This window comes from Leptolyngbya sp. FACHB-321 (assembly GCF_014695975.1).
Lineage (GTDB): Bacteria > Cyanobacteriota > Cyanobacteriia > Leptolyngbyales > Leptolyngbyaceae > Stenomitos.
The window spans coordinates 67,591-89,308 of sequence record NZ_JACJPI010000071.1 but is presented as its reverse complement, the minus strand read 5'-3'; the positions used below and the strand labels follow the sequence as shown (position 1 = coordinate 89,308).

Sequence of the window (21,718 nt, the reverse complement as noted above, 5' to 3'; positions counted from 1 at the left end):
ACGTTGGAGAACTCAGGCTCCTAGTTTTCTTTTTGAACAGTCCCCTTAAATCGGGATCGCATCCCAGATTCAGAGTACGTTAGCGAGAATTACAATTCGGGATAAAGTTACCGTTTGAACCTTGAGTTCAATCGTAGAGTCTAAGAGAACAGTTGATTGTTTGAAAGCCAGAACGTCGCTTCGTTGCTATAGCCTCTTAGTAAGACGATCGCCCAATTGCTTAGATATGGAAAACGCAAACATAAGGATCGCTTTTCCAGCAAGGTTTTTTTATCCTTTGGCTGACGAGAGACTGGTGTAATCAATTTGAGCCACACGCACAATGGCTAGGCGGAGAGCAAAGTGAAAGACCTTGTTAAACGTGGGATACCAAAATGGGCGATAGGGCTGCTGGTTCTAGCGCTAGTCTTGGGCGGGGGATACGTTGCCTACAGTCAGGTGATGACAGCACGACGGCAAGAAGCGCGACGGCAGATTCAAAGTGCCACAGTGGAACGTCAAAGCTTGCCAGTGAAGATTTCAGCCAATGGCTCCGTGCTACCTGAGCGATCGGCTAATGTGAGTCCAAAATCGTCGGGCATTCTCAAACAACTGTTGGTGAAGGAGGGCGATCGGGTCAAGGAAGGACAGATTCTGGCGTATATGGACGCGTCTAACCTTCAGGGGCAGTACACCCAGGCAAAAGGACAGTTAGCTCAGGCACAAGCAAATTTGGCTAAGGTCGTTGCTGGTAACCGCCCTCAAGAGATTTCTCAGGCAGCCGCTCAGCTAGCGAATGATAGAGCAGCCTTAGGTTCTGCCGAGTCCACGTTTCAGCAAAACCAACAACTGTTTAGTGCTGGCGCACTCGCCCAACGAGACCTCATCACTGCTCGTGCAACCCGCGATCAAGCCGCCGCTCAGGTACAGAAATCGCAGCAGGCTTTAAGTTTGCAGCAGATGGGTTCTCGTCCAGAAGATATCGCAACCGCCCGTGCTCAAGTTGTGACAGCGCAAGGAGCTTTGGAAACGATTCAAGCCGATCTGGACGATACGGTGATTCGCGCTCCGTTTAGCGGCATCGTCACCAAAAAGTTTGCTGATCCGGGCGCGTTCGTCACACCATCAACAGCGGGTAGCTCGGCTTCTTCGGCATCGGCTTCGATATTGGCGCTAGCTTCCACCAATCAAATTTCGGCAAATGTGGCTGAAGCAAACATCGCTCAAATCAAAGTGAGGCAGTCGGTCAAGATTACAGTGGACGCGTTTCCAGGCAAAACGTTTGAGGGACGGGTGATCCAGGTAGCTGCACAGTCAACCCTGACGCAAAACGTCACTAGCTTTGAAGTGAAAACGTCTGTTTCCGATCCCGGCAATCTGCTGCGGTCTGGCATGAGTGCCAATGTGGAATTCAACGTGGGTACGTTGAACAATGTGCTGGTGGTGCCTACGGTGGCGATCGTTCGTCAGGATGGGGTCAGCGGCGTACAAGTTATGGGTGGACAAAGAGGCGAGGGTCGTCGTCCGACGTTTCGTCCTATTACTACAGGCGTATCAACCGATGATGGTAAAACAGTTGTGCTTTCTGGGCTTCAAGAAAAAGACCGGGTACTAATTAGCTTCCCACAAGGCGGTCGTCCTGCTGGAAGAACACCTTCCCTTCTACCAGGTATGGGTGGTGGCGGTCGTGATGGCGGTGGCTCACGGCAGCGTTAGGATCATCTTATGGGACAGTTTACTCGCATTCGCCCAACCCGTGTTTCGCTGCTAGAAGTCCTCTCTATGTCGATCGAGGCGCTGTGGAGCAACCGACTCCGCACCGGGCTGACAATGCTGGGGGTGATTATTGGCATTGCTTCGGTGATTACCGTTACGTCGGTGGGACAAGGCGTGCAAAAAGCAACCGAGCAGCAAATTCAGGCGCTGGGAACGAACGTCATTTTGGTGTTAACTGGGGCTGCCCGCACGGGTGGAATCAGCCAGGGATCGGGAACTGCCTCGACCGTCACTTGGGAAGATGCTCAGGCGATCGCTAGACAGGCTCCAGCCGCTCAAGGTGTCACTGCTTACTTGCAACGTGGCGTACAGGTTGTTTATGAAGGCGAAAACGCTTCGACATTACTGCTAGGCACCGATTTAAGCTATCCCGATGTCAAGAATATCCATCCCCAAGAAGGACAATTTTTTAGCCAGGCAGATCTAGATGCTGCTAGACCTGTAGCGGTGCTGGGCAGTAGCATCCGCCATGAACTTTTTGGCACCAATGGAACCGCGATCGGTGCTCAGATTCGTGTTCAGAGCGAGCTTTATAGCGTGATTGGGGTCATGGAGACGAAAGGTTCCGTTGGAGGACAAGACCAAGACGATCGCATTTACGTTCCCCTGACCAATATGTCTGCTCGTATTGTCGGCAACAATGCCATTAATGGTATTGCCGTCAGTGGCTTTTGGGTGCAGGCAAAAGATGCGGCAGAGCTTGATGCGGCACAGTTTCAGGTGACAAACCTACTGCGGATTCGGCACAACATTTACCCGCCGCAACCCGATGATTTTCGGATTACCAATCAGGCAGATATCATTAATGCGTTCAGCAATATTGTGGGGCTGTTTACCGTAATGGTAAGCGCGATCGCGGGCATTTCTCTCGTTGTCGGCGGCATCGGTATTGCCAATATCATGCTGGTTTCTGTGGTGGAGCGCACACGAGAAATTGGTGTTCGTAAAGCAGTCGGAGCTACCAACAGCGCTGTCTTAAGCCAATTTTTGACTGAAGCTGTCATCGTCTCGATCGCAGGCGGCGCACTGGGAATCGGCTTGGGCGTTGGCATTGCGTTTGGTGCCGCAACCCTCTTCAAATTTCCCTTCGTCCTCTCTATCTGGTCGATCGTCGCAGGCTTCGGTCTATCGTTCGTCATTGGACTCATAGCAGGCGTAATCCCTGCCCGAAATGCGGCACAGCTTGACCCGATCGCGGCGTTGAGAAGCGAGTAAGCAACATCTACTAGATCCCCAACTTCTGTACCAGTTTCAGCTAACAATCAAGGCGAAACAAAGAAGTTGGGAATCTGTATGATTCGCTTTGCCTTTTACCGACTCATTACTCTTACCCTCGCCCCGCTTCTCCCCTATGGCAAACATGATTTGGATGGAAAATATCACCAAGACTTACCGTTTAGGTGAAGTGGATGTACCTGTGCTAAAAGGCATTGATTTGGCGATCGAAGAGGGGGAATATGTTGCCATCATGGGAGTTTCTGGTTCGGGTAAATCAACGCTGATGAATATCATCGGGTGCCTTGATCGCCCCAGCGGAGGCGATTACATCCTGGAAGGTAGAAACCTGACGACGCTAAATAATGATGAACTGGCGTTTATTCGCAACCAGCGGATTGGTTTTGTGTTTCAGCAATTCAATTTGCTAGCGCGATCGACGGCGCTTGATAATGTGATGTTACCGATGATCTATGCCAGCATCTCAAAGCCGCAGCGTCAAAAACGAGCCAGGGAAGCGCTGACTAGAGTGGGGCTAGCAGAACGGTTGTCAAATCGTCCAAACCAGCTATCGGGTGGGCAACAGCAGCGTGTGGCAATCGCCCGTGCCCTAGTGAACCGCCCCGCACTGGTACTGGCAGACGAACCAACGGGAGCGCTTGACAGCACAACTTCCCAGGAAGTGATGGATTTAATGACGGATTTGAATCGGCAGGGCATTACGATCGTCATCGTGACGCATGAACCAGATATTGCCGCACAAACAAACCGCATCATTCATGTGAAGGATGGGTTGATTGTTGCCTAACGATCTATGCAAAACGGTTGCAGGGCGGTTCCTGATAGCCGCTCTTTGTAGCGTCTTTGTGGCGACAGCGGTATGAACGGTATTTACAGATACAGAGCCAATTGCCTAATTGCGGCTCAATAAGAGGGCTACCGTTGGTGGATGGCGCTTGTGTCTGAGCCAACTCCTAGATTCCTCGATTCAACGCAACTGCTCTTTGACCTACAGCGAGGCAATGAAATTGCGCGTAGCCTGAGCGGTTGCCTCGACCCAGAGACAATCGCACACCGTGTCACAGAGGGTATGGTGGCAGGCTTTGGTTGTGCCTTTGCCCGCATTTGGTTGGTTGAGCCAGACCGTACAGAACTAAAGCTGGTGGCATCCTCTGGGATGTATACCCAAAGGGATGGCTCCTTTGCCAGAGTGCCGATGGGTGCTTTTAAGGTTGGCAAAATTGCTCAGAACGGCATCCCCTTTTTGAGCAATGCGTTAGCGGATGAGACCTGGGTGCGCGATCGCGAATGGGCGATCGCCAAGGGGATTCGTGGTTTTGCAGGCTATCCCTTAACGGCTGGTGGTGAAGTAGTTGGGGTGCTGGCAGTCTTTAGCCAACAGACAATGGCACCCGAATTTCTGGAAGTTTTGCAGAGTCTCTGTGCAACGGTAGCGATCGCTCTTGAACTGGCACTGCACCATCAGCAAGAGAAACAAACCTGGCAGCAGGAAAAACAAGCCTGGAACGCGCCTAAACTTGACGCTACGAATCACAGCCCTCTCTCTGAGCAACTGGCAAATATTTTAGCTAGCGTGCGTCCAACGCTAGTCGGCACCGAAGTACCCCTTTCGGCACCGTTGATGTACCTATTTTTACGAACGGCAGAAATCCTGAGTGCAATGCAATGCTTGTACTGCCGCCTGACCTACGGCACGACCCAAATTTCTCTAGAAGTCATGGCTTCGTCTCTGCCCATCAAAACGCAACCAACCAAAACGCAACCAGTCAAAAACCAAGAGAGAACGTCACCGTTTGATGAACTTTTATTTGCCGCCTCCTGTCTGGGCGGTAGTTTACAAAGCTACATGGGTGCTGATCAGCGTGCAGTGCAGGTGTTGCTGACTGTGCCCTATCCTGGCTGTGTGTTGGGTTCGCGTGTGTGCATTCAATGTCGGTTACCTGTCTTACAAATGGCATTTACGCATCTAGCGTATCTGGCTGGTTTGACTGTCTGCACGACAGCAGACGATCGCACAGTCCCCCTGCTTACCGACGATCCGGCTCAGGTGGATGCACTGAATCCGCTACTGTGGGTAGCAACGCGCGAGCAAGCAACGCCAAAACAAGCAAAAGGCAGGCTGGATTTGACAATTACCCCGATTCAACTACGGGCGGCTGTAGAAACGTTAGCCAACGGTTATAGCTGGGGCTTGGTATCTAAACCAAAGCTAGACGCACAGCGCCTTTCTGAACGCGAACAGGAAATTATGGCGCTGTTGGCTCAAGGTTTGCGCGATCGCGATATTGCCAACGCTCTCTATATCAGCGATCGCACGGTCAAATTCCACATCAACAATATTCTGGCAAAGCTCAAAGCCAAGACCCGCTTTCAGGCACTGTATCAGGTGACTTGCAACGGTTGGCTGGACCGAGAAATTTTGGAGCGATCGCGCATTCCAGAGCCGTTAGAGGGATCATAGTGACAACGCCTGCTGCGTGTATTCAAACTAAAGCCAGCGAAGCGTTCTAGCAGCGACGCCTGGCACTTAGCATTCAAAATTCAAACCTCATCTTTTTCCACTCTTATGGATACGGATCAAATCATTGCCATTCTTGCTACCGCGATCGCCACGGCTACACCCCTTGTTTTTGCCTGCATTGGCGAAACCATTACAGAACGAGCCGGTGTCATTAACCTTTCTGCTGAGGGGACGACTATGCTCGCGGCAATGACTGGGTTTGCGGTGGCAAAAACGACAGAGAGCTTGGGCAACACGCCGAGTCTGCTGTTGGGCTTTGGCAGTGCAGCACTGGTAGGAGCTGCGATCGCCCTCATCGTTGCCTTTGGTGCGCTGACCTTAAAACAGTCTCAGGTGGCGATCGGTTTTGTGCTGGCGTTGCTATGTGCCGATCTATCATCCTTTTTGGGCAATGCTTTCGTCCGTATCCCTGGACCAACGGTTCCCAGCTTCAATGTGCCGTTTTTGCAGGATCTACCGCTGGTCGGCAAGTTGCTGTTTCAAAGCGATCTGCTGGTATACGCCAGTTACGGACTCATTGCGCTGATTTGGGTTTACTTCTACCGCACTCGCGCTGGACTCATGCTGCGAGCGATCGGCGAACAACCCGCTGCCGCGTTTGCTAGAGGTACAAATGTTATTCTGATGCGCTACGTTTACACCCTGTTTGGTGGCGCTTTGATGGGTATTGCGGGCGCTGCGTTTGCGCTGGATTTCAAAGCAGGCTGGAGCCATCGTCATACGGGCGGCTATGGCTGGATTGCGCTGGCGATCGTCATCTTTGGCGGCTGGAATCCGCTTCGAGTCGCGTTGAGTTGCTACTTTTTTGGCATTTTGCAATCAATGGCAAGCGTCGCTCAGAGCGTGATCCCCGCTATTCCTACGCAGGTCTTTACCGTTGCGCCCTTTGTATTGATGATCTTGTTTCTAGTACTGACATCCAGCGAGTGGTTAGAACGCGCCTTAAAACTGTTGCCCCCGACTTTAGGACGTGCAGCGGCTCAAACGATTCACAGTACGCCACCCGCCGCACTGGGTCGGGTCTTTGAGCAGGATTAAGTCTTTGAGCAGGATTGGGATAGTAGGGACGTACGAGAGACGTTCTGCACCTGAAACCGCATGGGAGAAGACACCAATTACTCGTTGCTTTCGCTAGGTTCCAATTTGCGAGCCGGTTTGAGAAAGAGCCAGCAAACGAAAAAGAAGGAGGCTGTAAGCAATTGGGTCAGGTCAAGGGTAGACAAGGAGCCATCAGAGAAGATAGCGATGCTGCGATCGATAATGCCAAATACCCAGAAAGAAACACCAAGCAGCCAAATTCTCTGCTTAAGATCTCCTCCCAAGGGATAAGGTTGCGTCACTTGCTGATCGTTGATCGGTTTAGTTTTCATCTACCCAATAATATAAACAACGGTTAAAAGTTATTGACGAGTCAGCCTACTTATGCAGGTCTTATAGATATAGTAGAAACATTTCTTTTTTATTGCCATATTCTGGTAACCTTTTCATGCCTTTTGCAAAAAACACCATGACTGAAGAGTCCGATTTTAAGCTCCTTCATCGTGTCGGGTTGTTGCCTGTTGGCTTCGTTGCGGGACCAACCTACCCGTTACAAGCGCTGCTGCTGCTTCAAAAAACGCCTCAGCTATGGGGTTGTGTGGCAATCCCGATTATGGTGAATGTTGCGATCGGGGCAGCGCTCTATGCTGGGTTACTGCTTCCCGCTTGGCGAGGGATTGGTCAATGGGCTTCTGGCATTCCGCTATGGCTGGCGCAATGGGTCGCTGGATTGCCGTCCTGGGCATCCCGGCTTTTAACTTGGGTGCCAACAGGGGCTACGTTTCTAGATGACGTGTTGCGCTTTTTACTTGCGATCGCGCTCTTCGTGCTCACGGGGCTACTGCTCGTACAGTTCGGAGCCATCCTGGGTGCTCCCTGGTATGGCAACCTGGCAGAACAAACAGAACGGTTACGTATGGGACAGTTGCCAATCGGGTCGCCCAGTCTAAGCCGTGCTGTGCAAGATGTTTGGCGTGCCATTACGTTTCAGCTTAAAAAGCTGCTGCTGCTGCTCGTGCTGGGGCTACCGCTACTGGTGCTCAACTTTCTGCCTCCTATAGGAACGGCGATCGCTAGCGTTGGTGGTGTAGCACTGGCAGCGTTGTTAGTGGGTTTGGATTTTCTAGATGCGCCGTTAGAACGTCGTCGCTTAAGTTTTCGTCGTAAGTTGGGGGTGTTTGGGCGATCGCTGCCTGCCAGCGCCACCTTTAGCTGGAGTTGCCTGGTGCTGGTCAGCATTCCGTTTGTGAGTTTGCTGGCAGTACCCATCTGTGTTGCCGCTGGAACACTGTTTTGCTGCGATCGTGTCTTGCCGTACTTACCTGAAAGTCAAGATCCTGACAGTTCGATACAATCATAAGATTTTTAGCAAGCAAAAGACCTGCAGGGGCAGGTTTGCTACCAACGTGCTCGGCTATTCGCAAAGAATCTGGCAAAACCTGACCCCTACAAGCGGTACATTCTTTCTCAGAAATCTCCTAAGCGGTCAGCTCTTAGCGATCAGCTGTCAGCCAAATGTTGATCGCTAAACCTGTTACTTTGTGCTTTCCATGATCCTGGCTGAACGCTCTGGAGGTGCTAACAGACTAGGAGTTTGATTGCTAGCAGCGGTAGCCGCAGTTGGAATAACGAGCTTGTCACCTTGTTGCAGAACGATATCGCGGCTGCGATCGCCCGACTGAAGCAACTGCTGCACATTGACATTAATGACCTGTCTTGCCGATGACTCATCAATGCGATGGATCTCGACTTGACGTAGATCAGCACCGTCTAATGTACCGCCTGCGCGTTGGATTGCCCGTGACACAGTGGGTAATCCAGCATCAGAAGGCGCATCAATTCTGCTGCCGTTAGCAATGGCATAAATGCCAGGACGAGGCACTGCACCTTTCACTTGCACTGCCATCGTAAGGGGTGCTGAGGTTTCCTTAGCCAGCGTTTGATAAATCAAAGCGGCAGCGTCGGCGCGAGTGGGCAGGCGATCGGAGTGAAGTTGCTGTAAATCGCCATAGGAAACAGGCGATGCTGTGAATGCCTTCTGCGCCATCAAGTCAAACTGACGTGCTGTGACACGCTCATTTGGACGAAAGCTGCCATCGCGAAAGCCCCGTACAATGCCCTTTGCCGCTAGTGACTCAATATAACTTTCTGCCCAATGCCCTTGGACATCCGAGAGCGATGTGTTTACAGAGGTGAACGGTAGAGACTGAGTGACACTAGCGTTCGGTCTATTTTGATCAATGGCGTCTGGTTTACTTTGCTCAGTGGCAATCGTCTCTGGTAGCGTCATCTCAGGAACATTCTGCATCGCGGTGCTGTCAACTACTGGGCGAGCCGCTGATCGAGTCGGCAGTGATCGCATCTTCGGTGGCACATTCACTGTGGGTAAGCCACCTCTAGCGGCAGCGCTGCGGTTAGCTGCTAGTTGTCGCGGTGATGTAGCAGGCACGTTAAGGCGAAGCTTCAACCCGTCTGTCATAATGGTTTCAGGAACGGCGATCGTGTCAGGTATGTTCGTATTGGGCTGTTCTGACTTTGCCCCATCTTTTGCTGCCTTAGAAGCTGACTCATCATCCGGTTTATCAGCATTAGTAAAAAAGGTAACGTAGCCCTGATAGCACGCTAATGTCGTCAAGGTGCTGTAAATAAGCACTTTCGGCACAGTGATACGCATAAAGTTCGATCGCGAATGGGTCGGGAAGCGCTGATGTTCCGTCTTTTTTCACTAAGAAGTTGAATCTAGACGCGCTACTACCGAATACAGCACTTTGCCCACCTATCAGGACGAACGGTTGCATTGAGCCTGACGCGTTCTGTTTTGACGATCGCCCTGACGCATTCTGTTTTGACGATCACTACGGGTCAATAAGCAACACAAACTTGCCTGTTGTAGAGCCTGCTTCAAGCGATCGATGTGCCGCCGCCGCTTCAGCCAGCGCAAAGGTTTGACTAACGTGAAGCCGAAGCTGCCCTGCATCAATCAACTGTGCACATTGCTGCAAAATGTTCGCCTGTGCCTGCTGCTGTGCCACTAAGCCTTTCAACATGGGCAGCAGCATGAGTTCAAAGCTTACGCGCTGGTTGCGAGTCCGGGCTGTCTTCCAATCGGTTGTTGGGTCAGCTTCTAGAATCGTCACAACATCGCCATAGAATTTCGTAGCAGCAAACGATTGACCCAGCACAGCACCACCCACCGTATCAAAGGTAACATCGACACCCTGTCCGTGCGTCCAATTCACTACCGCCTGCGCCACGTCTACATCCTTGTAAAACAGAACTTGACTCGCACCTAAATCTCTAGCAAAAACCGCTTTAGCTTCTGTGCTGACCGTAGTGCAAACCTCAGCACCGCGTAAGTTCGCTAGCTGGATGGCAATGTGCCCAACGCCACCCGTGCCAGCATGAATCAAAACGCGCTGCCCTGCCTGAAGCCTCGCGCGGTCATAGAGTGCTTCCCAGGCGGTAATCAAGACTAACGGCGCAGCGGCAGCCTCAGCAAAACTGATGGTAGTGGGCTTGCGGGCTGCAAACCGGGCATCAACGATCGCCCACTCGGCATAGTTGCCGGGATGTCCACCCAGCCCCCCATTACAGAAATACACCTCGTCGCCAGGTTGAAACTGCTGCACCCCTGCACCCACTGCTTCTACGATCCCAGCACCATCGCACCCCAAAATGGCAGGCAGGCGATCAGGAAAAAAGGTGCCACGTTTGCGTAGCTTAGTGTCAATTGGATTCACGCCCGCTGCTTTCAGACGCACTAACAATTCCGTATCTTGCTGTAGGGTTGGCGCTGGCACGTCACAAAGCTGCAAAACATCTGGTGCTCCAGGGGTAGTCATCAGGACAGCTTTCACAGGTTCTCTCTCCTTTTACCGATCGTCTTCCGCATGTTGAGCAATCATCCTGTTGTCGCCCTTCTTACGTTGTATCTATATTAAAGATCCTCCGTACGGTAGTCGTAATTAAAACACTGCTACAGGTTGAATAAACAATAACCCTTTACGAAGTACAAAGCTCAATGATGTCAGACACGAAGCGCACGATTAAAGTCTCCGATATATCTGACGAAGCGCTGATCGAAATTTGTCGAGCCGCAGAAGTTGTTGCGTGTGAATGCCCCGGCTATCTGGCTCGAATTTTGCGCCAAGTCAGGACTTTTCGTAACTACACCACTAACTGTATTGAACAGTTTCCTGAGGACGCTGAAACTCACCTTTGGCTAGCAGAGCGTGCAGAGCAAGCAGAAATGTTGCTCCACCAAACAATGATCGAGCTGATGCAAAAAGAGTCACTGATTGATGACTCAGAATACATCATCTTGGATAAGCTTTCTGAACGAGCGCGTGTAACTGCACTCAAGCAAATTGGGATTGGTTAATTCGGTTTAATTAAGGGTGCATATCGCCATTCTCTAATGGTGAGAGATGTGAGAAAAGTGAAAATTCAATCAATTAGCGCGACTTACGCAAGCAGTTTTGGCATCAACAAATCCTTACACTTTAAGATATCTAGAAACGCAAAAACGGCTGGCACCTGTAGAGCATCTGCCAGCACAGCAATACCAATTACTCGATAGATTGGCACTGGCAAGCTAAGGACTTGAACACCTGTGGGGATAGGTTCAGCCGCCAGTCGAGGCAGCACTGCTGCCCCTAGCCCACGCGCAACCATGCTGACGATCGTCGAATCCGTATTCACCCGATAAGCAACATTTAAGGTGCAATGAAAGGCAAGACAGTGCTCGTAAAATTGCAGCATGGTTGCATCTGTTTCGGGTGGCATAATGATTGGGTGGTGTGCCAAGTCATCCCAGCTTAAGCGCACACCTTTGAGCTTGAATGTAGGTGGAAAAAGTGCAACAAACTCATCTTGCAGCAATTCCCACACCTCGAAGTCTTCGCTAGTTGGCAGATAGGTAAAGCCAATATCCGCTCGCCCTTCTCGCAACGTTTGTTCCACTTCAGGGAGGTCTTCGTGATCGGTCAATTGTACAGTAATGTCAGGAAACCGCTGCCGAAACTGCGCGATCGCCTCTGGCAAAATATGCGTTGCCACACTACGAAACGATGCAATCCGCACCTGCCCACCCTGCAAGCCTTTGGCTAAGTTTGCTTCTTTAAGCATGCCATCAAGCGACTGCATCATCTGGCGAGCATAGGTCAAGACCCGATCGCCAACAGGAGTCAGGTATGCCCCATGACGACCGCGTGAGATGAGCACCACACCCAGCATTGCTTCTAAAGTGGCGATCGCGTGGCTAACTGCCGATTGAGAAAGCCCCAACTGCAACGCCGCTTCACCAAAGTTGCCCCGTTCCGCCACTGCAATTAAAGCACGCAGTTGCGAAAGTTTAATCTGACCCTGACGAGTAGAATTCATGGTCGATGCATCACTTTTTCGATCTAAGTCAAGGTCAACTCTTTACCTCTTACTTCTCACTGCTCGTTCCATCAATTCTATTCATAGATGTGATGAGAGCTGTCTTTTGATTTATGTAAAGGCAATTGACTAAAGTGAACACAGTCCGAGTTTGCTTTCTGCTATGTCTCTAACAAAAGTTTGCTTTGTGCTATGTCTCTAACAAATACCAAAAATCTTCATACTAGAGGCATCTTACTGCTCCTTGTCATCACATTGATTTGGGGCACTACGTTTCCAGTGATCAAGCAAATCATGGTCAGCGTTTCGCCAATGGCGCTGGTTGCAGTTCGCTTTTTGCTGGCAGCGCTTGTCTTTACGCCCTGGTTGCGCCAGGTCAATCTGCCACTGTTGCGTGATGGGGTGCTGCTAGGCATAGCCTACTTGGCATCCTTTGTTACTCTCACCATCGGCATGGAGACGATTTCAGCGGATCGGGCAGCCTTTGTCCTAAGCCTCAACATTATTTTAGTGCCACTGTTTGGGCTGTTTCTGGGACAACGCTTGCAGGCAATTGCAGTAGTTGCAGCAGGAGTGGCGATCGCAGGCATTGGCATTATGTCTTGGGAAGGCGGTGGGTTAAGCCTTGGCGATCTGTGGGTGTTGGGCAGTGCAGTGAGCTATGCCGTTTACATTCTGCTGTTAGAAACAGCCACGCCGAAGCATCCCCCACTTGCCTTGACTGCCATACAGCTTGCTGTTGTGGCTGAAGCTAGCGTTCTGTGGGCAGTTCCCGAAATCATGACGCAATTGCCTGCAATCGCGGCCCACTGGGGGCAACTCATGTACTTGGGTCTTGTTGTTACTGCGACGACAACAATTGCCCAGGCGATCGCTCAACGCTGGGTTTCAGCTCACGAAACGGCTCTAATCTACACGCTTGAACCCGTTTTTGCCGCTGTCTTTTCGTTCTGGCTCTTAGGAGAACAATTAAGTGGACGCGGACTGGCAGGAGCCGGACTGATCTTAACGGCAATGGTGCTAAGCCAAAGTCAACCGTTTATTACCCAATGGCTGGGTGGAGCAGCACGCTCTGAAGCACTGGAAGAAGTAACGGAAGACGCAAAGCAACCTAGCGAAGCACCGCTCTAACCAGCAAAAAATTTATTTAACAGCAGAGGTATCGAAATGAGACTGACATTACGTTGGTTTGAAGAACAGTGGGAAATAAAACCCACACAAGGCGTAGCGACTCACTTAAAGCAGTCAATTTTAACTTGGTTAGAGCAAGCGGCACAAAGGTTCGTGCAGCGCTTGATGGCAGATGCAGAACCGCAAGTTTGGCAGACCACTGATGCAAATGGTAAGCGCTGGTGGAATGCTCATGATCCTGCAACCAGCCGATCGCTCTACAACGTACCTGAAGCTGAAATGCGTGCCTGGCTTGAGCAACGTTACTATCCTGTTAAGGCTAATGCTTCAAGGGCTTAAAACTTGTAACCAACCTCTGGCACTCCCAGCGTTAGTCTGAGAGTGCCAATCTTTTAGGGCGATCGCTCAAGAAGCGATCGCTCTAATGCAACCTGAATGCTTACGGTAGAGAACTGTCAAAAGCGTGAGATGCTCACACTACAAACGGTTGGCAGACTGAAACTAAAGTCTACAAACTGTTCGCTGGCTGTGGCTCGTCAGGGTGCATGGCATTCCAAAGTTTCTCAGCGTCCTCGTCTGATAAAGTCACAACGCTGTTTTTATTCGATGCATCTGTTGCTGCTAAATGGACAAACCCTTTGAGCGTGTCAGCGGGTGACCACACGATTCGGGTAATGTGCTCTGTATTCAATGTTGCTTGGGCAAACGGGAAGTAGATAAACGCCATATTGGTTGTTTTTTTTGGTAATGGATGAGCCCAAGTGCTAGCGAGAAAGGGCTTGAGGTAAATACACTAGCTTATTTAAGGGTGAAATGATGCATTAGCTTGCGAACGAACGATCGTAAGTAAGCCTGCTAGTGCTGCTTTTGTGTCTAGAAAAGGCAGGTGTGATGTAAAACAGCACCTATCTGGAAGCATCAACTATAAGCGTTCGATGATTTACGGGACTGACGGGGCTCGAACCCGCAACTTCCGCCGTGACAGGGCGGTGCTCTAACCAATTGAACTACAGTCCCCTATCGCCCAAAAACCAACCCCACTTACCCAGACGTAATGCTGGTAGGGCTGAAACATAACCTTTAGAATCTTACATTACTTAGTAGCGATTCTTCGCGACCGCCACTCACAATCTTTTAAACTCAAGCGTTAGTGCGACCAATCACGCCATCGCTGTCACAATTGCTTTTCCGCTGAAAGCACATTTACGCACACGCAACTCAGCATTTCCACGGAACTTAGACGAACATTCATTTGCTCGAACCAGTTGAAAGCGGTCATAATAATGCAGCTTGTGTCTAACAACAAGCACCGCGCTAGATATTAAAACTCTCTACGGGACTGACGGGGCTCGAACCCGCAACTTCCGCCGTGACAGGGCGGTGCTCTAACCAATTGAACTACAGTCCCTTATGCCCTTTAAGAGGCAATCTCTATTGTGATGATTGAGCGCACTTTTGTCAAACGTTTTTTAGCTTTTCTCAAACGATTTTGAGGAGCGGCTGCAAAACTAACTTTGTGATAAGTTCCAGCCAACCTGGAGGGTGGGGAATGGCAATGTACATTCGGGATGCAGTAGAAGGGGATTTGGCTGCGATCGTAGCGATTTACAATACAACGATCGAATCCCATCTAGTGACAGCAGATCTACAGCCTGTTACGGTTGAGAGCCGCCTGAATTGGTTTCGAGAGCATCACCCCGACAAACGACCGCTGTGGGTAATGGATGTGGAAGGAACGGTGGCTGGTTGGCTAGGGTTTCAATCGTTTTATTACGGACGGGCGGCATATGCCAGTGCCGCAGAGTTAAGCATCTATGTTTCGCTGGCTTATCGTCAGCAAGGCATTGGGCAGGCGTTACTCAAGCGCTCGATCGCTCAAAGCCCGTCCTTTGGCATCAAAACGTTGCTGGGCTTTATCTTTGCTCATAATCAGCCGAGCCTATACTTATTTGAACGGTTTGGCTTTCAACGCTGGGGCTATTTGCCGGGAGTCGCAGAGTTTGACAAGATTCCTCACGATTTGGTCATCGTGGGTTTGCAGTTGCCTTAAAATGAGCTTCGCTGGTGGGAGTGCAAGTATAGCAATGCTTTCAGCGGTAGCCCTGCTGCTTTAAGCGCACGATCGAGTACTGCACTCGCGATCGCTACAATCGTTAAAACAAAATACTTTTGTCAAGATTTATTCTATCCTTCAGGATGAGCGTCTTGCCGCTTAGATTTAATCTTTGAGGACTTAATTCCACGCTAAATTTCGAGGGATTAGGCAAGAAAGCACTACGGTAAGCAACCAATCTTTAGGCGTTAAGGCACACATATGGCACCTCTGATTTCGCTTGTGATGACAACATATAACCGGGAACGGTATGTGGGTGCCGCGATCGAGAGTGTACTGCAACAGACGTTTACCGATTTTGAACTGCTGCTGTGGGATGACGGTTCTGACGATCGCTCAGCCACCATTGCCGATAGTTTTGCTCAACGCGATCAACGGGTGCGTGTCGTTGCCGCAGCGCATCGCGGACGAGTGGCAGCACTACAGGCGGCGATCGCCCATACCACCGGCGGATATCTTGGTTGGGTTGATAGCGATGATCTGCTAGCTCCAACAGCGCTTGAGCAGACGGTACGAACGCTGAACGAGCAGCCGCAAGCGGGGGTCGTTTACACCGATTATCTGGATATGGACGAGCAGGGCGTAGTGTTCCGGTATGGGCAGCGCTGCGGCATTCCTTACTCCAAAGATCGGCTGCTGCTGGATTTCATGACCTTCCAGTTTCGCTTGATGCGGCGATCGATCTTTGATCAGGTGGGCGGCATCAATGGTGCTTCAGACTATGCGGAAGATTATGACCTGTGCCTGCGGCTGTCAGAAGTCACGGAGATTCATCGGGTCAGAGAACCACTCTATTACTACCGCAACCACGCGGACAGTACCTCCCAGCAGTGCCGTCTTGAGCAGGTGTTGCGATCAAAGGCGGCGATCGCTCAAGCACTCAAACGCCGAGGACTGGCTGATCAGCTTGCCATTGAAGTTCAGCTTCCTGAAGGACACTTTTTTCTACGTCGCAAGACTGCACCGACTCCAGCCACGCCATCTTTTGTGGCAAAAATGAGTTCACTGCTGGCATCCTTGCCCTTACTAGGAGCAATTACAGGAGTGCCTGCCTATGCTCAGTCGATTACTGCTGCACCCGACAACACCAACACCAACGTTATTCTCAACGGCGATCGTTATGACATTAGTGGCGGCACACAGGCAGGCAGTAACCTGTTTCAGAGCTTCCAACGGTTTGGACTCAGCGCCAGCGAAACCGCTAATTTCCTCGCTAATCCTCAGATTCAAAACATTCTAGGACGAGTGGTGGGCGGCGAGGCATCGGTCATTAATGGACAAATTCAGGTGACAGGCAGTAACGCTAACCTGTTTTTACTGAACCCAGCGGGCATTATCTTTGGTGCTAACGCTAGCCTGAATGTCCCCGGTTCCTTTACAGCCACAACGGCAAATGGCATTAGCTTTGGCAACGGTTGGTTTAGCGCCTCTGGTACGAATGACTATGGGGTGCTGATAGGAGCACCGGGAGCCTTCGCCTTTACGACTACCCAACCAGGCAGTATCGTCAATTTTGGCAATCTTGCCGTTACGTCTGGTCAAACACTAGGACTCTTGGGCGGGACGATCGTCAGTACAGGCACCCTTACAGCTCCAGGCGGGCAGATTATCGCCGCAGCCGTTCCGGGTCAAAGCCTGGTCAAACTCAGCCAACCGGGAAGTCTGCTGGGTCTAGAAATTCAGCCGATCGTGCCTACACAACCAACGACGTTGCCGCAGAGCTGGAGTTTGCCGATCGCCTCCCTGCCTCAACTGTTGACTGGGGGAATTTTTGGCAATGCTACTGAAGTCAGCGTCAACCCTGATGGCGCAGTGGTATTAAGTGGATCAGCAACGCGGATCGCCACAGGTGATGTTGTCGTTCGTACAGCCACAGCTCAGACAGCAACCTTCTCTGCAAATCGCAATCTGACGTTAGTCGAAAGCCAACTGCAAACAACGGGTGATTTGAGCTTGCTGGCACGAGATACGGTGTTTGTTCGTGATAGTGTTGCCACTCCGTTTGCAGCAAAAGCAGGCGGCAAACTGACAATTCAGGGCGATCGGGGTATTGATATCCTGGCGCTCAATCACCTTCAAACGGCACCCTTTCAAAGCGGTGGTGATTTAAGCCTACTCAGCAATGGCGCGATTTCTGGCGATTCGCATTTCACTAGTGGCGGCAATCTTTTTGTGCAGAACCTCTCTGGTGGTGCAGGCACTTTTGTCAGCTTTTATGACCCGATTTTTACTGTTGCGGGTGCCTTTACGTTCGGTGCCTACGAAGGTGTGGCGCTCAAGGTTCAGGCTGGTGGAGATATTACCTTCACAGGACCGATCGTCATTACGGGACCGGATACTACTGCCACTGGTGATCCAGATTCTGGCTTGTTAACGACTAGCAACGCTCTCATTTTGCGTACGAGCGCAGGCAACATCACGACTGGCGACATTACTACCAGTGGTGAGGGTGTCGATGGCGGTCCCGTCATTCTTTCAGCTCCTGGGAACATCACGACAGGCGCGATCGATGCATCGTTCGTAGGTGCTGGTTACGGAAGCTTTAATGGAGGAGCGATTACCTTAACAGCTGGCGGTATCATCACTACGGGCGCAATTAACTCATCGTCCACAACAGATATTGCCTTCGGTCCGGTTCTTAGTGGTGGTGCCGTTAGCTTGACAGCGGGCGGTAGCATTACCACAGCCGACATCAGTTCGTTTTATGCGGGTGGTGCTATCTCTGGTGCGCAGGGCGGCAATGTCACACTGCAAGCAGGCAATAGCATTGCTACGGGTGCCATTAATGCTTCTGCAATTACCAATAATGACAGCTCTCTTTTTAGCACTTACCAGGGTGGCACAGTCAATTTGACTGCTGGTGCAGCACCTGGCACCAACATTACCTTCAGCAGCATCGATACCCGTGGCGGTGGAAGCCTTGCTACCACTGATACAGGCAATGGCGGTAATGTACAGGTCATTGCGAATGGACTTGTGCAAGGGACATTCCCAATGACCACGATCAATACTCAAGGCACTGACACAAGCGGGACAGTCGCCATTCAGCATGATGGTGGACCAACCAACATCCCGTTTATCGTCGGTGGTGCCAGCCCTAATGGCACCGCAGGTGCAATCGTCCGGGACGGCACTAACATCGTTGCTTCCGGTAGCTTCCCAGTGCAAGCAATCGACACTTTGGTCGAACCAGCGACAGGCATAACTATCACCGCTCTTAACACACCACCAGTTCTCAATGCGACTTCATCGCTGTCTGGGGCAACCAAAAATGTCCCATTTACGATCGGTTACGCTGACCTTGCTCCTGTCGTGACGGATGCAAACCAGGATGTGACCACGCTCACGATCGCTTCGATCGCCCCTGGAGCCACATTGACTCTCAACGGCAATTCAGTTACTCCTGGTAGCGTTACTCTTGCGCCAGGAGATGTGCTGGTCTACACGCCGCCAACCGACGCAACGGGGCTACTCAGTGCCTTTACGCTGAATGCCAGCGATGGTGTCTCAAGCGACTCCGTGCTCGTGCAGGTGAATGTCCAGGAAGTAGTAACTATTCCACCACTCGATCCCATCCCTGAGCCGATCCCTGAGCCGATCCCTGAGCCAACACCTCTGCCAACACCTGATCTCTGCACACTGGCAGCCTGTGGGCAAACAAGTATTAAACCAGAGGTTGCTAATCCTCTTCCCGAATTCAGGTTGGCTCCCGATACCCCAGACGATCGCTTCACCCGTGCGTTTGAGTCATATCTCGGTCTCGGTGAAACTACTGCCAGATCTCGCGAAGAGCCAAGAGAGATCGTCCAGCGCATTGAGAAAGATACGGGTGCTAAGCCAGCTTTCATTTATGTCAGCTTTGTACCCACCTCGCTTCAGATGGCTGATGTGACCCAGCCCAAACCTGGGGTAAATGAAACTGCCGATACAAGCTCTGCTCAGGCAGGTCAACACAGTACCGACCAACTGGAACTGGTCGTCATTACGGCGAAGGGCGAAGCCATTCGTAAACGCATCCCAGAAGCAAACCGCGCCAAAGTACTGCCTCTGGCGCAGCAGTTCCTTCATGAAATCTCAGATCCGCGCAAGACACGCGCTACAACATACCTCAGCACCAGCCGACAGCTTTACCAGTGGCTGATTGCACCGATCGCCGCCGATTTAGAAGTCAGAGGGATCAACAACTTAGTGTTTTTGATGGATACCGGGCTGCGATCGCTCCCTATAGCAGCCCTCCACGACGGGAAGGGCTTTCTCATCGAAAAATACAGCATCGGCGTAATGCCTAGCGTGAGCCTCACTGACACTCGCTACCGTAACATTCGAGACGTGAAGGTTCTAGGGCTAGGGATTTCAGAAAGCACTCAAGAGCAAACCCCGTTGCCAGCCGTTCCTGTTGAGGTCTCTATTCTGGTGAATCAACTCTGGTCAGGACGACTGGCTTTTAACAAGAATGTCACCCTCGAAAATCTCAAAGCCTTTCGCCAAGAGCAACCCTTTGGCATCCTTCACCTGGCAACCCATGCAGATTTTTACCCTGGCACGATCAACAACTCTTATATCCAGCTTTGGAATGCCAAACTACGGCTCGATCAAGTCCGTGAACTGGGCTGGAACGATCCGCAAATCGAACTACTCGTGCTGAGTGCCTGTGCTACCGCGCTGGGCGATCGCGAAGCCGAACTTGGCTTTGGCGGGTTAGCTGTGCAAACAGGTGTTAAAACGGCTGTTGCCAGCCTATGGTACGTCAGCGATGCCGCTACTACTGCTCTCATGGCTGGCTTTTACAAAGACTTACGCACGGCTCGCATCAAAGCGGACGCACTCCGACAGGCACAGCTAGCGATGGCAACTGGCAAAGTCTTTCTGCAAAACGGGCGCTTGCAGGGCATCGAAACAGGCGAAGGCATTGCACTCCCACCTGCTAGCCTTGCTATCCGCGATCGCCAGCTCTCTCATCCCTACTACTGGGCAGCCTTTACCATGATTGGCAGTCCATGGTAGAGAAAGGCTTAAGGCTCAAGGATGAAGGCTAAAAGCTAAAGAGCGCTACTACTTTTTAGCCTTTAGCCCTTATCCTTTCTTTAGCCCTTATCCTTTCTACTTAGTATCCCGTTGCTGCCAGATCAAGCTGCGGTACGTAACTCGATCGCTTTACAGTCGTCCACCAGTCTGCATCGTCATACAGATGCAAAATTCTAAAGCCTGGTTTTTCTTCATCCAGGGCAAATTCGGCGCTACCTGGCTCAAATTGAATGCAAGTTGAGGGCGTACCAAGATATTGCACACCATGCCGGGCCTGGCTATAGTCTTGATGAATGTGCCCAAAGAGCACTAGCTTTACCTGCGGATGGCGGTCGAGCACCGCAAACAACGCCTCAGGGTTTCGCAGCGTGCTGCTATCTAGCCAATCAGACCCGACCACAAACGGTGGATGGTGTAACCCAATGAGCGTTGGCACAGCTCCAACAGTCTCTAGCTGCTCATCTAACCACTCTAAGCTGGTGGCTGACAGATGACCATGAACACAGCCTGTTACCTGAGAATTTAGCAGCAAGAAATGCCAACCACCGGCTCGAAACGACTTTTGGGCAGACATCAAGCCCTTGGTCAAAACCTGCTCCATCTCTGGTAGGCGATCATGATTGCCCGGTAGCCAGTAGGTTGGAATCCCCAACGGAGCCAACATCGACTGTAGCAAGGCATACGACTCTGGCTTGCCATCTTGCGACAAATCCCCTGTTAGCAAAAGTAGATCGGGCTGTGGTTGCAGCTGCGCTACTTGCCGCACAATGGTCTGAAATGACTCTTGCGTTGGCAGCCCTAACAGTTGACGACGCTCGTCTGCAAACAGATGCATATCAGTAAGCTGAACAACACGGAGAGGAGACATCATAAGTTATGTAAGGCAAATCTACGGAGAATCAGACACGACTGGGGCTAAACCCTATGCATCTTGATTTGAAAGGGAGCTAAGGCAACAAGAAAGCTAGATATTCTGCGCTGGTAGCATTTAGGATAACTAGGATCAATGCTCTGTAGTGCGATCAGTCGCAGTACGTTCAGTGATCTTTGTCACCTCTGGTGATCGCCTTGTACCAGGATGCCTTGCCTACAACCATCCTTAAACGCTCTACCATCACTAAAAAGAAGTGTCACCCAGACGACGCAAAGTAGACCATCGATCGCCTACTGAGGTCTTTGAATTAGCTTGGAAAGCATCGCCCAATTCTAGCGCCCTAAAGCTGGCATTCCGCCCGCTTTCCCAGAACCCTTTGCTGGCGCAAGGATAAACCTGTTAAAGAAGCTAATACCCCTTGAGCTGTGTTTACGTTTACCCCGTTACACCAATTCAACAACGTATTGGCTACAGCTTTTCTCGATCGATCCTCCTCAATCCCTTTTATCAAGGGTAGTAGGCAGAGGGATCGTAATTTGTAGAGTGTCTAAAGTGAGTTGGTGTTACCAATCGCTGATCGCTCCTCGTTCGCGTGAATCCTTTTCCCAGAAGCGTTGCAAGGATCAATCATAAATACTTATAA

17 protein-coding genes and 2 tRNA genes are annotated in these 21,718 nt (G+C 51.0%); 11 read left to right on the top strand and 8 right to left on the bottom strand.

The window, feature by feature from the left end; all coding sequences use genetic code 11:
* Nucleotides 1–342 precede the first annotated feature (342 nt).
* The 5 genes from H6F76_RS19765 to H6F76_RS19745 all read left to right on the top strand — a co-directional run bounded on the left by H6F76_RS19765 (nucleotide 343) and on the right by H6F76_RS19745 (nucleotide 6,550).
* Nucleotides 343–1,695 carry an efflux RND transporter periplasmic adaptor subunit gene (locus H6F76_RS19765; RefSeq protein WP_347276071.1) on the top strand — a complete coding sequence of 451 codons (1,353 nt, stop codon included), beginning with the start codon at nucleotides 343–345 and terminating at the stop codon, nucleotides 1,693–1,695.
* A 9-nt stretch (nucleotides 1,696–1,704) separates the two neighbouring features.
* Nucleotides 1,705–2,970, top strand: coding sequence for an ABC transporter permease (locus H6F76_RS19760; protein ID WP_190510849.1), 1,266 nt, complete (start codon nucleotides 1,705–1,707; stop codon nucleotides 2,968–2,970).
* A 136-nt stretch (nucleotides 2,971–3,106) separates the two neighbouring features.
* Complete coding sequence (locus H6F76_RS19755) at nucleotides 3,107–3,778, top strand: ABC transporter ATP-binding protein (protein ID WP_277881256.1); 672 nt, start codon at nucleotides 3,107–3,109, stop codon at nucleotides 3,776–3,778.
* Nucleotides 3,779–3,928: 150 nt separating this feature from the next.
* The gene (locus H6F76_RS19750; RefSeq protein WP_347276070.1) at nucleotides 3,929–5,452 is read left to right on the top strand and encodes a GAF domain-containing protein; all 1,524 of its coding nucleotides are present in this window, start codon (nucleotides 3,929–3,931) and stop codon (nucleotides 5,450–5,452) included.
* Between the two features lie 105 nt (nucleotides 5,453–5,557).
* On the top strand, nucleotides 5,558–6,550 hold the full coding sequence (locus H6F76_RS19745; RefSeq protein WP_190510845.1) for an ABC transporter permease: 993 nt from the start codon (nucleotides 5,558–5,560) through the stop codon (nucleotides 6,548–6,550).
* A gap of 77 nt (nucleotides 6,551–6,627) precedes the next feature.
* On the opposite strand, the gene H6F76_RS19740 is transcribed toward H6F76_RS19745, so the two are convergent.
* A complete protein-coding gene (locus tag H6F76_RS19740; RefSeq protein WP_190510843.1) occupies nucleotides 6,628–6,882 on the bottom strand; it encodes a hypothetical protein in 255 nt (84 codons plus the stop codon).
* Nucleotides 6,883–6,998: 116 nt separating this feature from the next.
* Here H6F76_RS19740 and H6F76_RS19735 point away from each other — a divergent pair, with 116 nt between their 5' ends.
* Complete coding sequence (locus tag H6F76_RS19735; protein ID WP_190510841.1) at nucleotides 6,999–7,910, top strand: EI24 domain-containing protein; 912 nt, start codon at nucleotides 6,999–7,001, stop codon at nucleotides 7,908–7,910.
* Between the two features lie 174 nt (nucleotides 7,911–8,084).
* On the opposite strand, the gene H6F76_RS19730 is transcribed toward H6F76_RS19735, so the two are convergent.
* Nucleotides 8,085–9,212 (bottom strand): S-layer homology domain-containing protein, encoded by a 1,128-nt coding sequence (locus H6F76_RS19730; RefSeq protein ID WP_347276069.1) that lies wholly within the window; start codon nucleotides 9,210–9,212, stop codon nucleotides 8,085–8,087.
* A 193-nt stretch (nucleotides 9,213–9,405) separates the two neighbouring features.
* On the bottom strand, nucleotides 9,406–10,407 hold the full coding sequence (locus H6F76_RS19725) for a zinc-binding dehydrogenase (protein WP_190510837.1): 1,002 nt from the start codon (nucleotides 10,405–10,407) through the stop codon (nucleotides 9,406–9,408).
* A 164-nt stretch (nucleotides 10,408–10,571) separates the two neighbouring features.
* On the opposite strand from H6F76_RS19725, the gene H6F76_RS19720 reads away from it, so the two are divergent.
* On the top strand, nucleotides 10,572–10,931 hold the full coding sequence (locus H6F76_RS19720) for a hypothetical protein (RefSeq protein WP_190510835.1): 360 nt from the start codon (nucleotides 10,572–10,574) through the stop codon (nucleotides 10,929–10,931).
* 83 nt (nucleotides 10,932–11,014) lie between these two features.
* On the opposite strand, the gene H6F76_RS19715 is transcribed toward H6F76_RS19720, so the two are convergent.
* A complete protein-coding gene (locus H6F76_RS19715) occupies nucleotides 11,015–11,932 on the bottom strand; it encodes a LysR family transcriptional regulator (RefSeq protein ID WP_190510833.1) in 918 nt (305 codons plus the stop codon).
* 192 nt (nucleotides 11,933–12,124) lie between these two features.
* Here H6F76_RS19715 and H6F76_RS19710 point away from each other — a divergent pair, with 192 nt between their 5' ends.
* Both H6F76_RS19710 and H6F76_RS19705 read left to right on the top strand, forming a co-directional pair.
* Nucleotides 12,125–13,063 carry a DMT family transporter gene (locus H6F76_RS19710; RefSeq protein ID WP_190510831.1) on the top strand — a complete coding sequence of 313 codons (939 nt, stop codon included), beginning with the start codon at nucleotides 12,125–12,127 and terminating at the stop codon, nucleotides 13,061–13,063.
* Between the two features lie 36 nt (nucleotides 13,064–13,099).
* Entirely contained in the window at nucleotides 13,100–13,402 is a 303-nt protein-coding gene (locus H6F76_RS19705) for a hypothetical protein (protein ID WP_190510829.1), read from the top strand.
* A 169-nt stretch (nucleotides 13,403–13,571) separates the two neighbouring features.
* Here H6F76_RS19705 and H6F76_RS19700 read toward each other — a convergent pair whose 3' ends face one another.
* The 3 genes from H6F76_RS19700 to H6F76_RS19690 all read right to left on the bottom strand — a co-directional run bounded on the left by H6F76_RS19700 (nucleotide 13,572) and on the right by H6F76_RS19690 (nucleotide 14,471).
* Nucleotides 13,572–13,790, bottom strand: a complete 219-nt coding sequence (locus H6F76_RS19700) for a hypothetical protein (RefSeq protein ID WP_190446586.1) — start codon at nucleotides 13,788–13,790, stop codon at nucleotides 13,572–13,574.
* Between the two features lie 216 nt (nucleotides 13,791–14,006).
* Nucleotides 14,007–14,080: transfer RNA gene (locus H6F76_RS19695), tRNA-Asp, on the bottom strand.
* A gap of 317 nt (nucleotides 14,081–14,397) precedes the next feature.
* Nucleotides 14,398–14,471: transfer RNA gene (locus H6F76_RS19690), tRNA-Asp, on the bottom strand.
* A gap of 147 nt (nucleotides 14,472–14,618) precedes the next feature.
* On the opposite strand from H6F76_RS19690, the gene H6F76_RS19685 reads away from it, so the two are divergent.
* Entirely contained in the window at nucleotides 14,619–15,113 is a 495-nt protein-coding gene (locus H6F76_RS19685; RefSeq protein ID WP_190510932.1) for a GNAT family N-acetyltransferase, read from the top strand.
* Between the two features lie 264 nt (nucleotides 15,114–15,377).
* Nucleotides 15,378–20,180, top strand: a complete 4,803-nt coding sequence (locus H6F76_RS19680) for a CHAT domain-containing protein (RefSeq protein ID WP_190510827.1) — start codon at nucleotides 15,378–15,380, stop codon at nucleotides 20,178–20,180.
* Between the two features lie 100 nt (nucleotides 20,181–20,280).
* On the opposite strand, the gene cpdA is transcribed toward H6F76_RS19680, so the two are convergent.
* On the bottom strand, nucleotides 20,281–21,072 hold the full coding sequence (gene cpdA / locus H6F76_RS19675) for a 3',5'-cyclic-AMP phosphodiesterase (protein ID WP_199322242.1): 792 nt from the start codon (nucleotides 21,070–21,072) through the stop codon (nucleotides 20,281–20,283).
* Nucleotides 21,073–21,718 lie beyond the last annotated feature (646 nt).

Excerpts from the sequence above, each read along its gene's own strand:
- H6F76_RS19760 (WP_190510849.1), top strand. The coding sequence starts at position 1,705 with ATGGGACAGTTTACTCGCATTCGCCCAACCCGTGTTTCGCTGCTAGAA.
- H6F76_RS19755 (WP_277881256.1), top strand. The coding sequence starts at position 3,107 with ATGGCAAACATGATTTGGATGGAAAATATCACCAAGACTTACCGTTTA.
- H6F76_RS19745 (WP_190510845.1), top strand. The coding sequence starts at position 5,558 with ATGGATACGGATCAAATCATTGCCATTCTTGCTACCGCGATCGCCACG.
- H6F76_RS19740 (WP_190510843.1), bottom strand. The coding sequence starts at position 6,882 with ATGAAAACTAAACCGATCAACGATCAGCAAGTGACGCAACCTTATCCC.
- H6F76_RS19735 (WP_190510841.1), top strand. The coding sequence starts at position 6,999 with ATGCCTTTTGCAAAAAACACCATGACTGAAGAGTCCGATTTTAAGCTC.
- H6F76_RS19720 (WP_190510835.1), top strand. The coding sequence starts at position 10,572 with ATGATGTCAGACACGAAGCGCACGATTAAAGTCTCCGATATATCTGAC.
- H6F76_RS19715 (WP_190510833.1), bottom strand. The coding sequence starts at position 11,932 with ATGAATTCTACTCGTCAGGGTCAGATTAAACTTTCGCAACTGCGTGCT.
- H6F76_RS19710 (WP_190510831.1), top strand. The coding sequence starts at position 12,125 with ATGTCTCTAACAAATACCAAAAATCTTCATACTAGAGGCATCTTACTG.
- H6F76_RS19705 (WP_190510829.1), top strand. The coding sequence starts at position 13,100 with ATGAGACTGACATTACGTTGGTTTGAAGAACAGTGGGAAATAAAACCC.
- H6F76_RS19700 (WP_190446586.1), bottom strand. The coding sequence starts at position 13,790 with ATGGCGTTTATCTACTTCCCGTTTGCCCAAGCAACATTGAATACAGAG.
- H6F76_RS19685 (WP_190510932.1), top strand. The coding sequence starts at position 14,619 with ATGTACATTCGGGATGCAGTAGAAGGGGATTTGGCTGCGATCGTAGCG.
- H6F76_RS19680 (WP_190510827.1), top strand. The coding sequence starts at position 15,378 with ATGGCACCTCTGATTTCGCTTGTGATGACAACATATAACCGGGAACGG.
- cpdA (WP_199322242.1), bottom strand. The coding sequence starts at position 21,072 with ATGATGTCTCCTCTCCGTGTTGTTCAGCTTACTGATATGCATCTGTTT.